This window comes from Fontibacillus panacisegetis, assembly GCF_900102215.1.
Classification (GTDB): Bacteria; Bacillota; Bacilli; order Paenibacillales; family Paenibacillaceae; genus Fontibacillus; species Fontibacillus panacisegetis.
Genome location: NZ_FNBG01000006.1, coordinates 1 through 19,856, shown reverse-complemented (window position 1 = coordinate 19,856; position 19,856 = coordinate 1). Strand labels below are relative to the sequence as shown.

Below are 19,856 nucleotides of genomic sequence, written 5' to 3'. Positions count from 1 at the left end.
ATAATTTATTATCTATAAAAAGTAAATAATAAGAATATTTTACCATACAGGATGCCTGTAATCTATTAAAAATTGGAAGAAAACAAAGTATTTTCATATATATACTGAATTTAAAGTATGAAATCATCAGATTTGAGAGATTTTATTGCAGAATAGTTTAGGAATGTGACAAAATCAATACTAGGTAATAAAGACAAATAATAGGGGGTATCCAGTTGAAAAAAGCGATAGCAACAACAGGAAAGATTTTGCTTGGATTCACTATGTCTATCATTTTCATCGTAATTATTTCAACAATTCTGACCATGACTGGAGCAATGCAAGAATGGAACATGCAGTTGATTACACCTACGGGAATGATTTTTGGTGGGTTGCTCGTATATTTCATTTTTGAAAGAAAGAACAAATGGAGCATTGGGTTTAGACAGACGAGACTAGGCATAAATTTAATAGAAGGAATGGCTTCGGGTATATTATTCATCTCCCTAGCATTTTTAGGGATTTGGATACTTGGCGGAATACATATTGATCATTTTCAGTTTGATGCGATAGCTTGGAACTTGCTGGGTACACAATTTGTAGTCTTTCTTTTTGTTGCGGTGGGTGAAGAGCTTTTATGTCGCGGATATTTCCAAGGATTGATAAAACATAATTACGGATTGCGACCAGCTATATATGTACCTTCAATTATTTTTGCATTGCTTCATTTGGGAAATCCGGGCATTTTAATGAATCCTTTGCCTCTATTGAATATTTTCCTGGTTGGAGTGTTGTTTGCATTGACCCGCGAGCTGACTCAAGGCTTGTGGTTTCCGATAGGATTTCATTTAACTTGGAACTTATTTCAAGGAAATGTGTTTGGATTCGCAGTGTCCGGTACGGACCCGGGTGGGTTTATGACGATTGCTCCACAGGGGAGCTCCTTAATCTCTGGGGGCACATTTGGTGCAGAGGGGAGCTTTATCACGACTATTATTTTGATTGTGGGCTGCATTATTGCATTGACTAAGCTACAAAAGCCGAAATCCGGCAAGTTTAATTTATCGAGATAAAAAATTAATCATTTTTAACCTAACCCATGAGGGTTAGGTTTCTTTGCATAAAGGAAAACAAGGCTGGATAAGATATGACAAAGAAATATTGATCAAATTCAAAGAAAAATGATTGCGCACTTCAAATTGATATGTTACTATGACAATGTACCGAAAACGTTACCGATAAGGATTTCGGTAGAATTAGAAAGCGTTAACATTTTTTGCTGAAAACTTTCGTGTACGTTTAATCAAATTTTTAATCATCAAAAAGAGGGGGATAAAAAATGAAGGTTAAAAAGCTTTTAGGTATGGCGCTGGCTTTAACTCTTGTTGCCGGTTTGGCAGTAGGATGTGGCAACAAAAACGAAAACGCAGGTACATCCAATACTCCAAGTAACTCTGGTACAGCAACTAAAGGTGCTGGGGAAATTTACTTCCTTAACTTCAAACCAGAAATCGCTCCAATTTATGAGAAGATTGCTAAGGATTACGAAGCAGAAACTGGGGTTAAGGTTAAAGTTCAAACTGCTGCAGCTGGTACTTATGAAACTCAGTTGAAGGCTGAGATCGCTAAATCTGATGCTCCAACGATTTTCCAAATGAACGGGCCGGTTGGATATCAGAACTGGAAAGATTACACTTTGAATTTGAAAGATACTAAGCTTTACAGCTACTTGTCTGACCAAAGCCTTGCTGTAACTGATGGCGATGGCGTTTATGGTATCCCTTACGTTGTAGAAGGTTATGGCATCATTTATAACAACGCTATCATGCAAAAATACTTTGCACTTGCTGACAAAGCAGTATCCGTCTCCTCAATGGAAGAAGTTAACGACTTCGCTACTTTGAAAGCGGTTGTTGAGGATATGACTGCCAAGAAAGATCAGCTTGGAATTAAAGGCGTATTCTCTTCTACTTCCCTCGCTGCTGGTGAACAATGGAGATGGCAAACTCACTTAGCTAACATACCGCTCTACTATGAATTCAAAGATAACACTGAGTATGACAACACGATTCTTGCTGGTCTTGCTACTAATGAAGCTCAATTCAAATATGCAGACAACTTCAAGAACATTTTCGACCTATATATCAACAACTCGGTTACTAAAGGTACGCTTCTTGGAAGTAAATCTGTAACTGATTCCATGGCTGAATTTGCTCTTGGTCAATCAGCTATGGTTCAAAACGGTAACTGGGCATGGGGACAAATCAACGAAGTTGGCGGTAACGTAGTAAAAGCTGAAGACATCAAATTCTTGCCTGTATACACAGGTATGCCAGATGATAAGAGTCAAGGTCTTGCAATCGGTACTGAGAACTACTTCGCAATTAACAGCAAAGTATCACCTGAGAAGCAACAAGCTTCTATCGCTTTCTTGGAATGGTTGTTCTCCAGTGACAAAGGTAAGGCTTATGTAACAAATGAACTTGGTTTCATCGCTCCATTCAACACATTTAAAGACAACGAAAAACCTGCTGATCCACTTGCAAAAGAAGTGTTGGCATGGATGGAAAAAGACGGAATCACTTCTGTACCTTGGACATTTGCAGCATTCCCAAGTGAAGAGTTCAAGAACATTTTTGGTGATGCACTCTTGCAATACGCTCAAGGCAACCAAACTTGGGATCAAGTTGTAACTGCATTCAAGGATGCCTGGAAGTCTGAAAAAGCTAAATAATGACTGATTAGTTTATGCCACGGTGTGCCTTTCACGGTGCACTGTGGCATAAATTTCTAGATGAGAAAAACCTGCTGAACCTCATTATTTTTTAATCCTGGATAAGGAGAAGAACATCATGCAAAGGTCTATAAAAAAATACTTTCCTCTTTTTGCATTACCAACCATACTGGCGTTTACAATAGCATTTGTAATTCCCTTTATTTTAGGGGTATACCTGTCCTTTACAGAATTCACAACAGTGAATAATGCTAAATGGGTAGGGTTTAGTAATTATATTAAAGCATTTTCTAACAAAGAATTTCTTGATGCATTATGGTTTACAGTAAAATTCACAGTCGTAAATGTCATTACAATAAATGTACTTGCTTTTACTTTTGCTTTATTACTTACACGTGGAAAAAAAGGCACCAACGTATTCAGAACGATATTTTTTATGCCGAACTTGATCGGCGGGATCGTGCTCGGTTATATTTGGCAACTGATTATTAACGGTGTTTTGTATAAATTCGAAGCTACACTAACCTCTGATGCTAAGTATGGCTTCTGGGGATTGATTGTTCTCATGTGCTGGCAATTAATTGGTTACATGATGATCATCTATATCGCAGGTATTCAGAATGTATCGAAAGATGTTATTGAAGCAGCAAAAATTGATGGATGTACGCGTTTCGGAATTTTACGTAATGTAACCATCCCGCTGGTTATGCCTTCGATTACGATTTGCTTGTTCCTTTCATTGTCCAACTCATTCAAATTGTTTGACCAGAACCTGGCGTTAACTGCAGGTGCTCCGGCTAAACAAACGACGATGCTGGCGCTTGATATTTATAATACCTTCTATGGAAGAGTAGGTTATGAAGGCGTTGGTCAAGCTAAAGCCGTAGTATTCTTTATTCTTGTAGCTCTCATCGCTTTAATACAACTTAAGATGACCAGAAGTAAGGAGGTTGAAAACTAATGCAGCAGAAGGCGCGTATTCAAAATGTTGTAATTTTCATCATAATGTTGGCCTTGGCGGTGTTGTTTCTATCTCCGATCTTTATCGTCCTAATGAACTCCTTCAAAGGAAAATTCTTTATCAGTGATGCACCTTTTAAGCTGCCGGACAGTACGACTTTCGTTAAACTTGAGAACTATACGAGCGGTATTGAGAAGACAGGATTTATCAATGCATTTGGTTTATCTTTGTTCATTACAGTATTCTCTGTCGGAGTTATCGTCTTGTTCACGTCCATGACTGCATGGTATATCACAAGAGTCAAGGGTAAATTTACAAATACGTTGTATTATGTGTTCGTGTTCTCCATGATCGTTCCATTCCAAATGGTAATGTTCACGATGTCGAAGGTTGCTAATATGACGTATATTGATAATCCAATCGGGATTATTTTGATTTACTTGGGCTTTGGATCAGGCTTATCGGTGTTCCTGTTTAGCGGATTTGTAAAATCCATTCCACTTGAAATTGAAGAAGCGGTTATGATTGATGGATGTAATCCGGTGCAATCCTTCTTCAAAGTTGTATTGCCGATTTTAAAACCGATTGCGATTACAGTAGCGATTCTTAATGTCATGTGGGTATGGAATGACTATCTGTTACCACTCTTGGTTATTGGTTCGGAGTGGAAAACAATCCCGATTGCGATTCAGTACCTTAAGGGTGGATATGGTTCGATTGATATGGGCGCAATGATGGCTATGTTGGTTCTGGCTATCGTTCCTATCGTTATTTTCTTCCTGACTTGTCAAAAGTATATTATTGAGGGCGTTGTTGCCGGGGCTGTTAAGGGTTAATCGCAGGGCAAGGATAGTCGTTTAAAAGTAGGGTGTTCCTAACAGGTGATTTCAAAGTCCCTAGAATACCCTGCTTTTTTATATCCAGCATGTTTTCAAGCGATTTAATTGCTATATTCTCATTTATAATATAGCATTATAGAGAAACGATTACTTAGTATTATTTTTTGGATGAAATAAGGTGTAAGGGAAGAACGTGTATGGCTTCAATTACGATAATAGATATTGCAAAAATGTGTGGTGTTGGAGTTACTACGGTGTCTCGCGCGATCAATAATCATCCTGACATTAGTGAAGAAACTAAAGCGATGATTATGCAAGTGATCAAAGAGAACCACTATGTGCCGAATAACAGCGCAAGAAATTTAAAGCGTTCCGCATCGAAGACGATTGCTGTGTTGATTAAAGGGATAACAAATGCCTTCTTCAACAGGTTGATTCAAGTATTTGAGAAGGAAATCCAGCAGAAGAAATATTCGTTTATACTCCAGAGAGTTGACGATAAAGAAGATGAACTTGAAGTTGCCATAGAATTGGAAAAGGAAAAACGTCTTAGAGGAATCGTATTTCTCGGAGGTTATTTTTCCCATGCTAAAGAAAAGCTTGAACAGCTTTCAGTACCTTATGTTCTGTGTACCATTGGCATGACGGAGGAATTCGATCCTAATGAGTATTCCTCGGTTTCGGTTGATGACTTCAAGGAAAGCTACAAAATGGTAGATTATTTGTGCAGTCAAGGTCATAAGAAAATCGCTCTTATTTCTGCCACGATGGACGATGTAAGTATCGGGAAGCTGAGACTTGAAGGATACAAGAAAGCGTTGGCTGATCATGGTTTGGCGTATAATGAACGATTAGTAAGATGTATGAAGGAAGATCTGGAAAGTTATTCCATGAAAAATGGTTATGTGGTCACCAAAGAGCTGTTAGAGTCCGAGGACGAGTTTACGGCTATTTTTGCGATATCTGACAGTTTGGCGATAGGTGCTTGCAAAGCGATCTTTGAAGCAGGCAAGCGAATTCCGGAAGATTATTCTGTGGCAGGATTTGATGGCGTGGATATTTCTTATTACTACAATCCATCTATAACGACGATCCGGCAGCCTGCTGAAGATATAGCTGAAGAAACAATTAAAATCCTGTTTGATCTAATTCATAAGAAAACTACACACATTCATAAAGTGTTCCCTGCAGAATTAGTAGTTCGGGAGTCTACGATGCGTATTGAGTAAGGATAATCTTGCAATGCAGTTTTATCTCTCTAAAATAAAGCCCAGTCTACTTAGACTGGGCTTTGGATATGTAAATATTTGTTTCTGTTTATGGTAAATACATGTAAAATGCATTAATATTGGAGGAAGTATAAATAGGGAAGGGTGGAATAGATTGAAAACTAGAAAAATGGCATTGCTAACTGTAATAGCGTTATCATTGATGCTGCCACAAGGGTTAGCTTCGGCAAATACAGTGACGGTAACTACAAATGCATCGGGCAGCTCATCTCAAATGGATGCTCCCTTGTATACAGGAGATGACTCAATAACTGCGGAATCTGAGAATGTTAAGTTTTCCAAGGATCAAGCAATCGCTAAAATCAAGGAATTAGTGCCTTCGTTGAAGAACGCCAAGGTGGAATATGCTCAGCTGAGAGAGAATGATACATACATGTCCAATGATAGCTTTTTGATATGGGACATACAATGGAGAAATGGTGATTCGTATAGGGATTATAATGGAACCTCTACTCAGTTGAATGCAAATACCGGAGAATTGATTAATTTGTATGCCAATTTTTCTAGCCAAGAGGATGCATCATATTATCCTCCTAAGCTATCAAGGGAAGAAGCAAAGGAACAAGCGATAAAGTTTATTTCCAAGGTATTACCGTCCTTGAAAATTACGAATTTGCATTTACAGGATCAGTATTGGAACTCTACATCAACGGCGCTTTTTGGACCTATTCAATATAGTTATTTTTTTACGCTTAATCGTAACGGGATTCCTTCACTAGATAATGTATCGATGACTATAGATTCTAATGGGAATATCACTCAATACTCTAGTATTGCCGAGGGCTTGGAATATCCTTCTGCAACTCCTAAAATTTCAAAGTCTGCTGCTGAGAAAAAATTTAATAATGAGTTTAATGTGGAGCTATATTATGTTCCGGTAATTAAAAAAGAAGTTGTTCAAGAATGGATTCTTGGCTGGCGTCCTTCTGACGAATCTCTTTACGCTATTGATGCTATAACGGGAAAGAGATTGAACTACTCAGGAGAGTCACTATCTTCTACTAAGAATGAAAAAATAGCTGTTCCAAAAAGTAAATCAGTTTTTCAACCGAGAACTGAAAATACAGAGATGACGTCCAAGGAAGCAGTGGAAACTATTAAGAAGGTGGCAGTGATACCTTCAGGTCGTTCGCTCTCATCTCAAACCATAGGAAAAGATTACAACGATTCTAAGAGAAAAGTTTGGAGATTACTGTGGCAAGAAGATACTCCTAATATTGGGCAAGGCTATCCGCTTCAAACCGAGGGAGTAGTGGATGCAGTTACAGGTCAAATACTGGATTATCGTATTGAGAATTATGGATTGTCTGAAGGACAGGAATCTTTACCTGCACCAGTCAAAGGAACACCATTGACTAAGGAGACCGCGAAGCAAAAGGCATATGAATTTATTAACTCTTTGTATCCAGACGCCAGTTCTAAGTTAAAACTGCTGGAGTTTTCTGGTGAAGATCATTATAGCAAGGAGAGCGGACAGTATAGTTATCAGTTTGGTCTTTTTGTAAATGACGTTCCAGTCTCTAATGCCCTGACAAGCGTTAATTTTGATAAATATGGCCGTTTAACGAACTACTACGCTGACCGTATCACTGCTTTGGATAAAATCACATTATCTCCGGTTGCTTCTGTAACGAAAGAAACGGCATTACAAACCTATTCGTCACTTTTTAAATTGGATCTGAAATATAGTTATTCAGGTGGTTATTATAATAGTGCATCCAGTGTACCTGAAATCAAGCTCGTATATGAAGTAAACACAGAGGGTCAAGATCTATACAGCAACGTACTTGATGCCAATACCGGTAAATGGGTAAAAGTTAATGATTACTCTGTGTATGGAAATAAAGGAATAATAGCAGACGCGGTAGATTTGAAAGGACATTGGGCGGAGAAGGATCTGACCACCCTGATCGAGCATAAGATCATCGAGCTCGATGAGGAGAGCCGAATAAATCCGGATAAACAGGTGACGCTCGGGGAATGGCTCACTATGATGGTTAAGGCGGTAGCACCTTATTATTCGAGTTATACCAGCTATTCATATGGTGGAGATGAAAGCGACAAGAAGCCAATAGCAGGGGTTGCTCCAGACAATACTTACTATGATGTTGTTGGTTTTGCTGCCGAGCGAAAATGGATCGATTGGAATCAGACGCTGGAGCTCGAGGACAAACTGACACGTGAACAGCTGGCAGTTTCACTCGCTTCTATCGTGAACTACGATAAGTTCACATCATTTTTGAACCAGGATGCTTCTCTTAACCAGTTTAGTGATACCACATCCATTCAAAATCGGGGTGCAGTTGCCCTTAGTCTTAAATTAGGCCTCCTACAAGGACAGAATGGACAGATTAATCCTAAAGGAAATGTAACTAGAGCAGATGCAGCTACAATCATCATGAATCTTGTCAAACTTCAAGGTAAGATGGATCAGGTCATTAGTCAATAATATAAAATAACTGATACGAACTGCCTGGATTTTTCCGGGCGGTTTATTTATTTTTTGTCTCCCAATTACGCTGATTTGCTATTTTACTCTGTTGAAACTTGATGGGAAAGAGGTTGGAATGTGGAAAAGAAGATGAAGGAACAGATCAAGAACCAGCTTTTACAGCTGGCGGATCACAAGTATCAGAAGTTTGCTACATCACTTATTCCGAATGTTGATAACGATACTGTATTAGGCGTACGGTTGCCTGAGCTTCGTAAACTTGCTAAATCATTGGCTAAGGATAATTGGAGAACATATCTTAAGGCGAGCCTTAAGGGCTCAGAGAGTGAGTATTTTGAGGAGATTATGCTACAGGGAATGTTGATCGGCTATGTAAAGGCAGATATAGAAGAAATACTGGAATACGTAGGCAATTTTGTGCCGAAAATAAACAATTGGTCCATATGCGACAGCTTCTGCATTGGGCTTAAATTTACCAATAAAAATAAAGACAAGGTATGGCCTTTTCTACAGTCATACCTATCCTCGACTCAGGAATATGAACTGCGATTTGGCGTCGTTATGCTGCTGAATTTCTTTGTTGATGAGGAGTACATTGATGAAGTTCTAAGGCTACTGAATCGTATCGAGCATAAAGGCTACTATGTGAAAATGGCAGTTGCCTGGGCGGTCTCTATATGCTTCATAAAACTGCCCGGGCAAACGATGGTATTGCTGCGGAACAATACGCTTGACGATTTCACCTTCAATAAAGCGCTGCAAAAAATTACAGAGTCCTACCGTGTCGATCAAGAGACAAAAATGCTCATAAGGGGAATGAAGCGTAAAGCTTAGCTGGGCTGGCGTGATGTCGGTTAGCTTTTTGAACAGCGTAATGAAGTAAGGAGTGTAATGGGTAATAGGTCGAAATCCACTCGTCATCAGGCAATTTTTCTCCTGTAGGTCCAGCTATAATAGCAAGATAACAAAATCAACAATTATTTGCACTATTATACATAACGAATAGACTTACAAGCTTAATACAATTATGATCAAAAAAACAGTAAGCAACATGTTTAATTGACCGATGGAGAGTGAATCCTATGAATATTTTGATACTGAAGCATTTTGAATTAGGCAATTATGATGTAGTTCATCAATGGGCTGAGCAGCGCGGCTATAATGCTTGGATTCGAGAAGCTACCATAGGATTATCAAGGAAGGAATTCGATACAGCTGATTTAATTATCATTATGGGCGGACCGATGAGTGTATATGAAGAGGAAACCTATCCATGGTTAATTCAAGAGAAGGAGTACATACTTGAAGCAATCAGGCAGAACCAAAAGGTGCTGGGGATTTGCTTTGGCGCTCAAATGCTGGCAGAATTGTTAGGAGGACGTGTCTATCGTCATGATCACAAAGAAATAGGATGGCATCGTATATCAAGAACGGGTGAAAATCATCCTTGGTTGCAAGATCTACCGGAGGATTTCTATTCATTTCAGTGGCATGGTGACACCTTTGAGCTGCCGCAAGGGGCAGTGTGGTTAGCCCAATCTGAAGGATGCAGGAATCAGGCGTTTGCTTATAATGAGAATACGGTCGGATTACAGTTCCATTTGGAGACGTCCCCAGAGAGTGTCGAATTGATGCTGCATCATTGGAAGGACGCATTGGTGGAAGCACCTTATATACAGACCAAAGAGCAAATCGTGAAGGAAATGGATCGGAGCGAAACGGCCATCGGCATATTATACAGCATTCTTGACCGTATAGCTGGTTAGATTGCTTCAGGAGGAGACAGGAATGAGACATAATATTCAAGTTCCCTTTGGATACGAACCACCTCAGAAGAAGCGCAAAGGGACACTGTTTTATTATGATACCTTTGAAGAAGTAACAGAAGAAGACTTGGAACGTGCTGCTGCAGTAGCTGCGGGCAGGGATTTTGAGAAGCTAGTGTTGTATCCCCTGCATGAGGAAACGGTTAGAAGGATGTACCGCCATGTAACGGTCAGCTCGTATTATAAACGGGAGGATCGCCTTCATGACTGGAGACGGCATGCTGGACATCGGCATGTTATCGTTGAGGGCTGGGAGGGGAAAAGAAAGAAGTACACTCCACTCGAAGCAGCGCTTCGTCATTTGACGGAGAACTATTCAGCTCCTTATTTTGTATACGTAACACCGGAAATGGCGAATGTGCTGGCTTCCTTCTCTTCCTTTGAAGAATGGATTGTGAAGGTTAGATTGATATTGACGGCTCAACCTCAAAATTTGCATCCACGGCTTCAGCAGTATCATCATCGTTGGGATGCAGGGGAGGATCAACAATGAAACGTAGCATATGGGCATCGCTCTTCATTGTATTCGTTATTGTCATAGTAATTGGAGGATGTTCAAAGGGTTCCAGCTCATCTTCAAATGGACAGGCCGGAGGTGCGGAGGAACAGCAAGGGCAAAATCAGGATGAGACAAATTCATCTAGTGAACCTGTAGATCCTATCCGGGAGCAGCTGAACCAAATGACAACCGCTGAAAAAATTGGTCAGCTTGTGTTGGTGGGGATGGACGGTGTAACAGCTAATGCCAATACACGAGAATTAATCGAGAATTACCATGTGGGTGGGTTTATATTTTATAAAGACAACATTAAAAATTCTGAGCAGACTTTGACACTGATTAATCAACTAAAGATTGATAACAAAAACTCCAAAATTCCATTGTTTCTTAGCGTAGATGAGGAAGGTGGACGGGTTACGCGGCTGCCCGGTGATTTTCTAAAAGCACCTTCCGCCGCTAAAATTGGGGCCACTGATAAAGTGGAGGCTGCTTCAGAAATTGGCGCTGTAATAGGCCAGCAGCTGAGCGGGTTTGGTCTGAATATGGACTTTGCTCCTGTTCTTGATATTAACAGTAATCCGAACAATCCAGTTATTGGAGATCGTTCTTTTGGCGATAATGCTGATGTTGTTAGCAAAATGGGGGTAGCAGCAATGAAAGGGCTTAGTCAGCAGGGGATTATTCCTGTGGTGAAGCATTTTCCGGGCCACGGTGACACATCGGTTGATTCACATATTGGATTGCCTGTAGTTGAGCACAATATGGATCGACTTCGCGAATTGGAGCTTGTACCTTTTCAGAATGCAATCGCTGAAGGGGCTGACGTTGTCATGATTGCACATCTGCTTATGCCAAAGCTTGACCCTGATCATCCGGCATCTTTTTCTAAGGCAATCATTCATGATCTGCTCCGGGAGGAGCTTGGTTTTGAGGGAGTTGTCATTTCCGATGATATGACGATGGGTGCTATAACAAAAAATTATAATGTGGATGAAGCAGCGGTTGAATTTATTGCGGCAGGCGGGAATATTGTGCTTGTTGGGCATGAGTATCTTAAAGAGAAGACCGTAATCGAAGCCATTAAGTTGGCTGTTGAAACAGGGGGAATTTCTGAAGAGACGTTAAATAGTCGAGTTTATGATGTGTTGAAGCTGAAGCATAAATATGGACTTAGTGGAGAGTTGGCTAAAGGGCCTGACGTGAAATCTATAAACAAACAATTGCAAACGATGCTGGATAAATACGGTGTCAAATAGCAAATGCATAATGGAAATTTATTTGTAGTAACTATCTGCCTACACCAAACGTATATCGGGTGACTGTTCTTAAGAACAAGAACAAACTTTACGAGACACAATAGGCAGGAGGTAGCGCAAATTGCTGCTAAAACTTAAAAAAATGGGATATCCCGCAAAAATATATTTGTACGTATTTCTAGTTATCGCAACTGTAATCGGGATGAAATATGTGGTTGAGACGACTTTGCCAGAGGGAGGGAAACCTCCTTATTTATTTTTGATATGGAATACTTTTTTAGCCTGGATTCCCGTAGGATTAGCTGTAATGCTGGATTTAATCAGTGCAGGGACACGGAATAGATCGCTAAAAATGATTTTGCTACTCGGAATTGGCTTATTGTGGCTGTTTTTTTATCCGAATGCGGCTTATCTGCTAACTGATCTTCTGCATCCATTTCATCGCTATCCGATCGAGTCTGACTTTTGGTGGGAAAATTCCTTTTGGAATCATTTATTTACTGTACTTTTCACTGCATTGCTTGGGCTAACTCTGGGAACAGTATCACTGGCTTCAGTACATGGTCTTGTCAGACAATCCTTAGGTAAATTCGCTGGCTGGGCATTTGCAGTGATCGTCCTGCTGCTGAGCAGCTTCGGAGTTTATCTGGGGCGATTTATACGCTGGAATAGCTGGGATATCCTGCAGGAGCCTTCCTATGTTTTGAAGGAAACCTTGCTTTATTTTACCGATCTCAATAATGTGTCACATGCGGTATCATTTTGCAAATGGATATTTCTAATTACCTTCTTCAGTTACGTGGTAATGTATTTGTTCAGAACAATCAATGTGCACAATACAAGCGTGAAAAGAGACAGTGGAGAAGTTGCAGATTAACCATGTGATATGCCTGTGATGATTTGTTACACAATTGAAATATACCTGTGATCAATCCCTAATAGTAAGAGGGTACACTTATTACATGACCCCCTTTTGAATATATTTGTCTTAAGAATCCAGCGGTGTTACCGTGGATTCTCTTTTTTTTGTGATTTGTAAACTACAATGGTACGATGACCTTTTGCTTATTCTTAAAATATACCCATTCGGAATAGCCGATCTCTTTTAACCGTTTTGCAACATCATCCCATTCATCAGCCACCCGTTTTGGAGTATGGGCATCTGAACCGAAGGTTACTTCTACTCCCAAATGAAGTGCTCTCTCCAAAATGGCATCAGAAGGATACCAGCCGCCTGACAATTTGGTTTTGCCGGATGTATTGATCTCAATAGCGATTTGATTTTCGGCGATTACCCGCAGTGTCTCATCGATCGCTGCATCGGCCGGAATATCAGAAAAAGCCGGGTAATTCCCTTTCATCGCGTCGATATGTCCCAAAATCTGAAACATTCCGCTGCGGGCAGATTGCTGTATTAAGGAGTAGTAAGCCTCTTTTGTGGCGATCTTGTCCTGCTTGTTTTGGTTTTTCCAACGATTTTTGTTAAAAATACTTACTTCGCTGACACTATGCACCGAACCGATAATGTAATCAAACGGATACTGCGCCAATACTTTACGATAAACCTCGGCATGAGCGGGGAAAAAATCAGATTCAATACCGAGCAAAACATCAATGGTCCCCTCGTACTCTTGCTTCAGCTTCAACACTTCTTCTACATAATTGGCAAATTCCTTCTTCGCCATTGCGATATGGGGAAAGGGATGTTCTTCTGGATCTCCAAAATAGGGAGTATGGTCACTAATACCGATGACCGACAATCCGGCGGCGATGCCAGCTTCAATGTAATCACGAATGTTTCCGTCAGCATGACCACAGCGAAAATGATGTGTATGTAGATCGAATTTCATGTTGTTGCTCCTTTCTTGTTTAAACCTGGGACCTATTCCGAGCTAATAAAATTCGTTTCAGGCATTCCCTTTAAGTCGCAAAGGAACTGCTGCATGGCAGAGTTGATATAGCGGCTGGATTTATAGATGACTCCAACAGGATGAGTGACTTCGAGTTCAGGAATATGCACGACTTTTAGAGTTCCTTGCCGCAGCTCGCGCAGTATAGATTGTCTGGAGATGATCGCTGCACCCAAATTGAGCTCGACCATACGCTTTACTTCCTCACTACTGGACAATTCCATCACAATATGTGGTTCAATCTCATTCTCTTTGAATACCTCGTCAACGAATCTGCGGCCTACAGTATCAGGCGACAGCATGATTAATGGAACCTCTCGTAATGTATCCAGAGTAGGCATTGAGTTGTTAGCAAGCGGGTGGAGTGGAGAGACGACCAATTCGAACGTATCGTAATACAGCACTGATGACAGAACTTGAGGATTGTTCTCGATTAAATAGCCAATCCCGATATCAACGAGCCCTTGCTCGACGTTCTGATAAATAAGACATGAGGGCATGGATTGAATTGTTGTTTTGATTAATGGGAACTGATCTTGAAAATAGGATAATATACGCGGGAGAATCTGAATGGCGATTGAGGTAGTTGTACCTAGAACAATATGTCCTTGAGGTGTATGCTCCATGTCAGACAGTTTTTGCTTAAGCTCCTCCACAATATCCAGGATTTGTTCAGCACGGTCGAGAAATACTTGTCCCCGATCGGTTAATGTCACAGGTTGGTTACGATCAACAAGGACGGTATTGAATTCATCTTCCAGGCTCTTGATCTGAGCGGAAACAGCGGGCTGCGTCAAATTCAGCATTTCGCCTGCCTTTCGGAAGCTTCTGGTTTTAGAGATCATAATTAGTGTCTCCAATTGACTTATATTCACTCGTAATCCCCCTTTCATGATTTTCTCTGCCGAGGCTTGATTTTATTAATTATAGGTGATTTTCTGTAGTGAAATCAATGATTCTAAAGAGAACTAGTATGGAGAAACTATGTAATTCAAGATAATGATGAGTAAAGGGTTGGATTTTTAATGACTTATAATTAGGAATAAAGTATAATAAACTTCAATGAAAAGTCGGGACTTTGGTAGCGGTATTATTCTTTTTCATAGGAAAGGGGAGCCTATAGTGAAAGCGGAAGTGATCAATCCTTTTCTTGAATCCGCACGTTCGGTTATTGAACAAGTTATCCAAATTTCTCCTTCCACTGGCAGCATGGGTGTTAAGGAAGTAGTTCCGCTTCGGGACCACATTTGGATACAGGTTGGTATGACCGGCCATTTTAGCGGTATGGTAGTTTTCGGGCTGCAGGAAAATGTTGCTCTTCGGATCGTATCGGCGATGATGGGTGGGTTTGTTTTGACTGAAATGAATGAGATGGGACAGAGCGCGATCTCTGAGCTGGGAAATATGATAAGCGGTAACGCCAGTACTATTTTGTCCAATCAAGGCTTTGCTGTAGATATTACGCCTCCTCGAGTCATTACAATGGATGTTATCCATGCAGAGACTGGCCCTCGCAAGGCGTTATGTATACCACTCTTGATGGATGGCATTGGTGAATTGGATATTCAGGTCATGATCTCATAAAATAGAATCAAATGTCCATGTAGTGGAAGGGATGAGGGATCATGTCGCTGAATGATAAAGTGATCGTCGTTACAGGGGCTTCCAGCGGAATCGGTGCATTGGCCGCACAAATGCTGTCAGAACAAGGAGCTACAGTAGTACTTGCGGCAAGATCGGTGGATAAGCTGCAAGAGGTAAGCACTGGAATGATGGGAGCATATAAGCTGCTGGAGCTGAATGTAGGAGATCAACACTCTGTAGACTCGGGATTCAAACAAATTTACGATGAATTTGGAAGAATCGATTGCTTGATCAACAATGCTGGCTATGGATCATTTCAGTATTGTGATGAGATGCCGGTAGAGGAATTTGCCGAGATGATGAACGTGAATTACTTGGGAGTCGTTCGCTGCACGAAAGCCGTACTTCCAATGATGAAGGCGGCCAGCTCAGGACGAATCGTTAATGTTGCTTCAATTGCTGGCAAGATTGGAACCTCTAAATCAACCGCCTATACAGCCACCAAACACGCGGTTCTTGGATTCAGCAGTGCGCTAAGACAGGAAGTGCGTGAATACGGAATTACGGTCTCAACGATTAATCCAGGGCCTATTGATACACCTTTCTTCAACATAGCTGATCCGGAAGGACATTATGTAAACAATGTTAAATGGTTCATGATGAAGCCGGAGCGCGTTGCCAAGGCAATGGTAGCTGCTGTCAGAACCGGAACGACGGAAGTGAACCTGCCTTGGGTTGCTGGAGTAGGAGCGAAATTTTATCAATTGTTTCCAAGGCTTGCGGATGTTTTAAGCTATCGAATGTTGAACAAAAAATAATTATACTAAATCGACTGTCTCAAAGATGCAACAATGCTGTTGAGGCAGTCTTTTTTGTGTTTCAGGGCCGGCAGGTTGGTTGGAATGAAGTTATCGCATATAATGGAAATAATGATTACAACTAAAGGATGAAGAAGAATGACTAATATGACATTTGCCGGCTTAGGCATTGGAGAACAGCTTGTAACTAAATTAGGGGATTACGGCATTGTTGAACCGTCTCCGGTGCAGGCTGAATGTATTCCTGCTGCGCTGGCTGGCAAAGATATACTCGCTCAATCCCAGACAGGTACTGGCAAGACGCTAGCTTATTTGCTACCGCTGCTACAGACCATTCAGCCTGAGCAGAAAACGCTACAAGGGCTGGTTATGGCGCCTACTCAGGAATTAGCTATGCAGATCCATAGGGAAGCAGAAAAATACGGGGAATCGCTAGGTATCCATGTACAAGCTTTGATCGGAGGGGCTTCGACAAAGAGACAATTGGAACGCTTGAAGGTACATCCTCAGCTTGTGGTAGGTACACCTGGACGGATTCGTGAAATATTGGCTTTGAAAAAACTGAAGCTGCATACAGTGAAAACGGTTGTCGTGGACGAGGTGGACCAAATGTTTCAACTCGGCGGAACTGCCGATGTAGAGCATATTTTACGAGGAACATTGCGTGAACGCCAGTTGCTGTTCTTATCGGCAACGATTAATCCGGAAATTCGCAGCCTTGCAAATAGGGAGATGAAGGACCCGTTGGAGGTGGGCATCGATCCAGACCAGCGGACATCAAAATCGCTGGAGCATTTGTATTTTATTTGCGATGAACGCGACAAAATTGATACTTTGCGTCGAATTATTCGGCATTATAATTCGGCCCGGACGATAGTGTTCATTAATAATACAGCAGATATAGCTGAAGTGGAGGCCAAAATGAATTTTGTTGGTCTAAGTGCCGGGGCTCTGTATGGTGATGCAGATAAAACCGTTCGCAGTGTCGTTTTGCGTCGTTTCCGTGAGGGCAAAATTCATGTTCTGGTTGCTAGTGATGTTGCTGCACGTGGACTCGATATTGAAGATTTATCTTTAGTCGTTAATCTGGACCCACCGATCGATTCGGAGCATTATGTGCATCGTGTTGGACGGACTGGACGAATGGGGCGTGCTGGACTTGCTGTCTCTATCATTACGCCTAAGGAACAATTTATCATTCGCAAATTTTCAAGAGAACTTGGAATCGAAATACTTCCTCGCAGCTTGTATGGAGGACGAGTTATAGAAGCCGGAGACGAAAAGTCTACCGAACATCGCTCCGGTAATCGTGTCTTTAATGGAAATGGAAACCGTGAGCGAAATAGCAGTGAGGATAAAAAGCAAGCGGCCAATGGGAATAAGGATGCCCGTCTCTCCGGAAGACAAGGACAAGGCCCTAAAGAGACTACTAAATCGAACACTGGGAGAACATCCTCGAGTAAGCCTTCTATGCCGACTTCTGCCCGCAAAAAGGACAGTGATAAAGATCGTAAGAATAAAGGGGCTCCAAAGTGGCTTAAGGAAAAGCGCAACAAGGAGTAGCTGACTAGGACAGGTTTATATGGACATGAGGATGGTTGATAAAAATGGAGGGGAAGCCAAATGAACGAGCTTAATGAGACGACCGTATTGCAGGTCGAAGAGCTCAGCGGGGGATACAGTCTTGGTCGACCGGTACTTCATAATATCAGTTTTGAAGTCAAGCCAGGAGAAATGGTCGGTCTGATCGGATTAAACGGCGCTGGTAAGAGTACGACGATGAAGCACATTCTTGGCCTGATGCTTCCACATCAGGGAGGGGTTGTCGTACAGGGGAAAACGCGGGATGAGGACCCTGAGGGATATCAGTCCTCTTTGGCTTTTGTTCCGGAATCTCCGCTCCTGTACGAAGAGTTAACGGTCAGGGAGCATCTGGAGTTCGCTGCGAGAGCCTACGGAGTCAGTGAAGAAGATTATCGCCAAAGATCAGAGAGACTGCTTAAGTTGTTTAATATGGAGGAAAAGGTGGACAGCTTGTCCATGCACTTGTCCAAAGGCATGAAGCAGAAGGTGATGATCATGTGCGCCTTCGTTGCCCGGCCCCCATTATATATTATTGATGAGCCGTTTCTTGGACTTGATCCGCTAGGTATTCGCTCTTTGCTTGATTTCATGATCGAGATCAAGGGTGCGGGCTCATCCATTTTGCTGAGTTCACATATTTTATCGACCATCGAGAATTACTGTGATCGCTTCATCGTGCTCCACCGGGGAGCAGTTATCGCACAAGGTACGCTCGTTGAAATCGCTGAGCAGGCTAAAGCGCCTGGAGCTTCCCTTGAGGATATCTTCTATAGTCTGGTCAAAGGCGGAGATTAATCGATGAAGCTTCGAGAGTTGCGTAATAAGCGAAAGGTTTCCTTTTGGGCAAAAGTGCTTCCTTATCTACCTTATGCGTTCCAGAGTGGAGTACTCGTATTATCCCTGCTTCTGATCATCGCTTTCTCGGCATGGTATACAGCATTTCTACAGAATTTGCCTCCCGGTCTGCCAATTTTGTGGATGATGCTGGTGATATTAGGTCCGTTGACCGTCTATTCCGGATTTCGAACTTATGTTCAGCCTGCCGATGTCGTATTTCTGCTGCCTCAGGAAAATCGCATGAAGGAGTATTTAGCTCCGACTTATCGCAGCGGTGTAATTTACAAGCTCATTGGATTGTATGTTGTTTTACTAGTATTGTGGCCGTTATACATTCGTAATGGAGGCCAGACTCATCCTCTATGGCTGATTCTGATCGTGCTCTGTCTGCTAAAGATGCTAAGTGCTTACGGGGCATGGCAGGAGCTGAGAATTACGACAAATAGAGCCAGAATGGGCTATCGATTGCTTCGCTGGAGTTTTATCATACTGATGCTAGCTGCATGGTTATGGCAGCCTGCATGGAAGAGTATGTTGTTCATGGTGCTCGTGAGCGTTAATTATATCCTGGCACTGCGTTTTCCTATGAAGCATGTAGTTCCGTGGGACAATCTTATCGCTAACGAAAAAGCAGGAGCTGCAAAGGTCATGTTAATTTTGGGATGGTTTGTTGAGGTTCCTGCCGAGGGTCAAAAAGTGATCCGCCGCCGCTGGCTGTCTGCTGTAGGCAACCATATTACATGGACCCGCAAGACATCCTATCGATATTTGCTGGCTAAGACATTTGTACGCAGTGAGTTATTAGGTATCCTAATTCGCCTGGGACTTCTCGGTATGGTAGTCGTGGGTTGGAATGGCAGCACATGGCTTGGAGCCGGCATTTACCTATTCTTTATTTTTTTGACGGGTACACAGCTTACTTCTCTTCGATATGTGCATAGCGATTCCCCTGCTGCTTCTTACTATCCGATTTCCTCGGGAGTCCGTATGCAGGAAATAGTTCGGTTAGCTTCAAATGTTTTGTTGGGCCTTTCTTTACTGCTGTGGATTCCAATGGCTGTTGCTGAGGGTAGAAACTGGCCAATACTACTGGGCAGCCTCGTTCTAGGTATACTGCTTGCCCTTGGCATGAGATCATCATGGATCAAAAAGTGGCGGGATGATGAAGATGAGTAGAGTGAGTAAAATAAATGAAGGGGCTGTCCAGAAAGTCAGTGAAAACTGACTACTGGAAGCCCCGTTTTTGTTGAAAGTTAAAAATAGGCACAAAAAAACCGTCTTTTCCTGT

General features: G+C 41.7%; 18 protein-coding genes. 16 read left to right on the top strand and 2 right to left on the bottom strand.

Annotated features, from left to right (window positions below):
- Nucleotides 1-215: 215 nt before the first annotated feature.
- The 11 genes from BLS49_RS07280 to BLS49_RS07230 all read left to right on the top strand — a co-directional run bounded on the left by BLS49_RS07280 (nucleotide 216) and on the right by BLS49_RS07230 (nucleotide 12,712).
- Nucleotides 216-1,052, top strand: coding sequence for a CPBP family intramembrane glutamic endopeptidase (locus BLS49_RS07280; RefSeq protein ID WP_091227954.1), 837 nt, complete (start codon nucleotides 216-218; stop codon nucleotides 1,050-1,052).
- A gap of 266 nt (nucleotides 1,053-1,318) precedes the next feature.
- Nucleotides 1,319-2,713, top strand: a complete 1,395-nt coding sequence (locus tag BLS49_RS07275) for an ABC transporter substrate-binding protein (protein WP_091227952.1) — start codon at nucleotides 1,319-1,321, stop codon at nucleotides 2,711-2,713.
- 118 nt (nucleotides 2,714-2,831) lie between these two features.
- Nucleotides 2,832-3,674 carry a carbohydrate ABC transporter permease gene (locus tag BLS49_RS07270; protein ID WP_091227950.1) on the top strand — a complete coding sequence of 281 codons (843 nt, stop codon included), beginning with the start codon at nucleotides 2,832-2,834 and terminating at the stop codon, nucleotides 3,672-3,674.
- Complete coding sequence (locus tag BLS49_RS07265) at nucleotides 3,674-4,510, top strand: carbohydrate ABC transporter permease (RefSeq protein WP_091227949.1); 837 nt, start codon at nucleotides 3,674-3,676, stop codon at nucleotides 4,508-4,510. Before BLS49_RS07270 ends, BLS49_RS07265 begins: the two co-directional genes overlap by 1 nt.
- Before the next feature lie 200 nt (nucleotides 4,511-4,710).
- Nucleotides 4,711-5,742 (top strand): LacI family DNA-binding transcriptional regulator, encoded by a 1,032-nt coding sequence (locus tag BLS49_RS07260; protein ID WP_091227948.1) that lies wholly within the window; start codon nucleotides 4,711-4,713, stop codon nucleotides 5,740-5,742.
- A 154-nt stretch (nucleotides 5,743-5,896) separates the two neighbouring features.
- Nucleotides 5,897-8,251: an S-layer homology domain-containing protein gene (locus BLS49_RS07255; protein WP_091227947.1), complete on the top strand. Its 2,355-nt coding sequence runs from the start codon at nucleotides 5,897-5,899 to the stop codon at nucleotides 8,249-8,251.
- Between the two features lie 132 nt (nucleotides 8,252-8,383).
- Complete coding sequence (locus BLS49_RS07250; RefSeq protein WP_091228210.1) at nucleotides 8,384-9,088, top strand: DNA alkylation repair protein; 705 nt, start codon at nucleotides 8,384-8,386, stop codon at nucleotides 9,086-9,088.
- A gap of 248 nt (nucleotides 9,089-9,336) precedes the next feature.
- A complete protein-coding gene (locus tag BLS49_RS07245; RefSeq protein ID WP_091227945.1) occupies nucleotides 9,337-10,020 on the top strand; it encodes a type 1 glutamine amidotransferase in 684 nt (227 codons plus the stop codon).
- 22 nt (nucleotides 10,021-10,042) lie between these two features.
- The gene (locus BLS49_RS07240; protein WP_091227944.1) at nucleotides 10,043-10,573 is read left to right on the top strand and encodes a hypothetical protein; all 531 of its coding nucleotides are present in this window, start codon (nucleotides 10,043-10,045) and stop codon (nucleotides 10,571-10,573) included.
- Nucleotides 10,570-11,835: a beta-N-acetylhexosaminidase gene (nagZ, locus tag BLS49_RS07235; RefSeq protein WP_091227942.1), complete on the top strand. Its 1,266-nt coding sequence runs from the start codon at nucleotides 10,570-10,572 to the stop codon at nucleotides 11,833-11,835. The genes BLS49_RS07240 and nagZ overlap by 4 nt, the downstream gene beginning before the upstream one ends.
- Before the next feature lie 121 nt (nucleotides 11,836-11,956).
- Complete coding sequence (locus BLS49_RS07230) at nucleotides 11,957-12,712, top strand: DUF1361 domain-containing protein (RefSeq protein WP_245742294.1); 756 nt, start codon at nucleotides 11,957-11,959, stop codon at nucleotides 12,710-12,712.
- Between the two features lie 163 nt (nucleotides 12,713-12,875).
- On the opposite strand, the gene BLS49_RS07225 is transcribed toward BLS49_RS07230, so the two are convergent.
- Both BLS49_RS07225 and BLS49_RS07220 read right to left on the bottom strand, forming a co-directional pair.
- A complete protein-coding gene (locus tag BLS49_RS07225) occupies nucleotides 12,876-13,685 on the bottom strand; it encodes a histidinol-phosphatase (protein WP_091227941.1) in 810 nt (269 codons plus the stop codon).
- Nucleotides 13,686-13,717: 32 nt separating this feature from the next.
- Entirely contained in the window at nucleotides 13,718-14,620 is a 903-nt protein-coding gene (locus BLS49_RS07220) for a LysR family transcriptional regulator (RefSeq protein WP_091227939.1), read from the bottom strand.
- Between the two features lie 247 nt (nucleotides 14,621-14,867).
- On the opposite strand from BLS49_RS07220, the gene BLS49_RS07215 reads away from it, so the two are divergent.
- The 5 genes from BLS49_RS07215 to BLS49_RS07195 all read left to right on the top strand — a co-directional run bounded on the left by BLS49_RS07215 (nucleotide 14,868) and on the right by BLS49_RS07195 (nucleotide 19,744).
- A complete protein-coding gene (locus BLS49_RS07215; protein ID WP_091227937.1) occupies nucleotides 14,868-15,329 on the top strand; it encodes a chemotaxis protein CheX in 462 nt (153 codons plus the stop codon).
- 41 nt (nucleotides 15,330-15,370) lie between these two features.
- Nucleotides 15,371-16,147 (top strand): SDR family NAD(P)-dependent oxidoreductase, encoded by a 777-nt coding sequence (locus BLS49_RS07210; protein WP_091227936.1) that lies wholly within the window; start codon nucleotides 15,371-15,373, stop codon nucleotides 16,145-16,147.
- Nucleotides 16,148-16,285: 138 nt separating this feature from the next.
- Nucleotides 16,286-17,710: a DEAD/DEAH box helicase gene (locus BLS49_RS07205; RefSeq protein ID WP_091227934.1), complete on the top strand. Its 1,425-nt coding sequence runs from the start codon at nucleotides 16,286-16,288 to the stop codon at nucleotides 17,708-17,710.
- A gap of 60 nt (nucleotides 17,711-17,770) precedes the next feature.
- Nucleotides 17,771-18,526 carry an ABC transporter ATP-binding protein gene (locus tag BLS49_RS07200; protein WP_091227933.1) on the top strand — a complete coding sequence of 252 codons (756 nt, stop codon included), beginning with the start codon at nucleotides 17,771-17,773 and terminating at the stop codon, nucleotides 18,524-18,526.
- Between the two features lie 3 nt (nucleotides 18,527-18,529).
- Complete coding sequence (locus BLS49_RS07195) at nucleotides 18,530-19,744, top strand: ABC transporter permease (protein WP_091227931.1); 1,215 nt, start codon at nucleotides 18,530-18,532, stop codon at nucleotides 19,742-19,744.
- The last annotated feature ends 112 nt before the right edge of the window (nucleotides 19,745-19,856 follow it).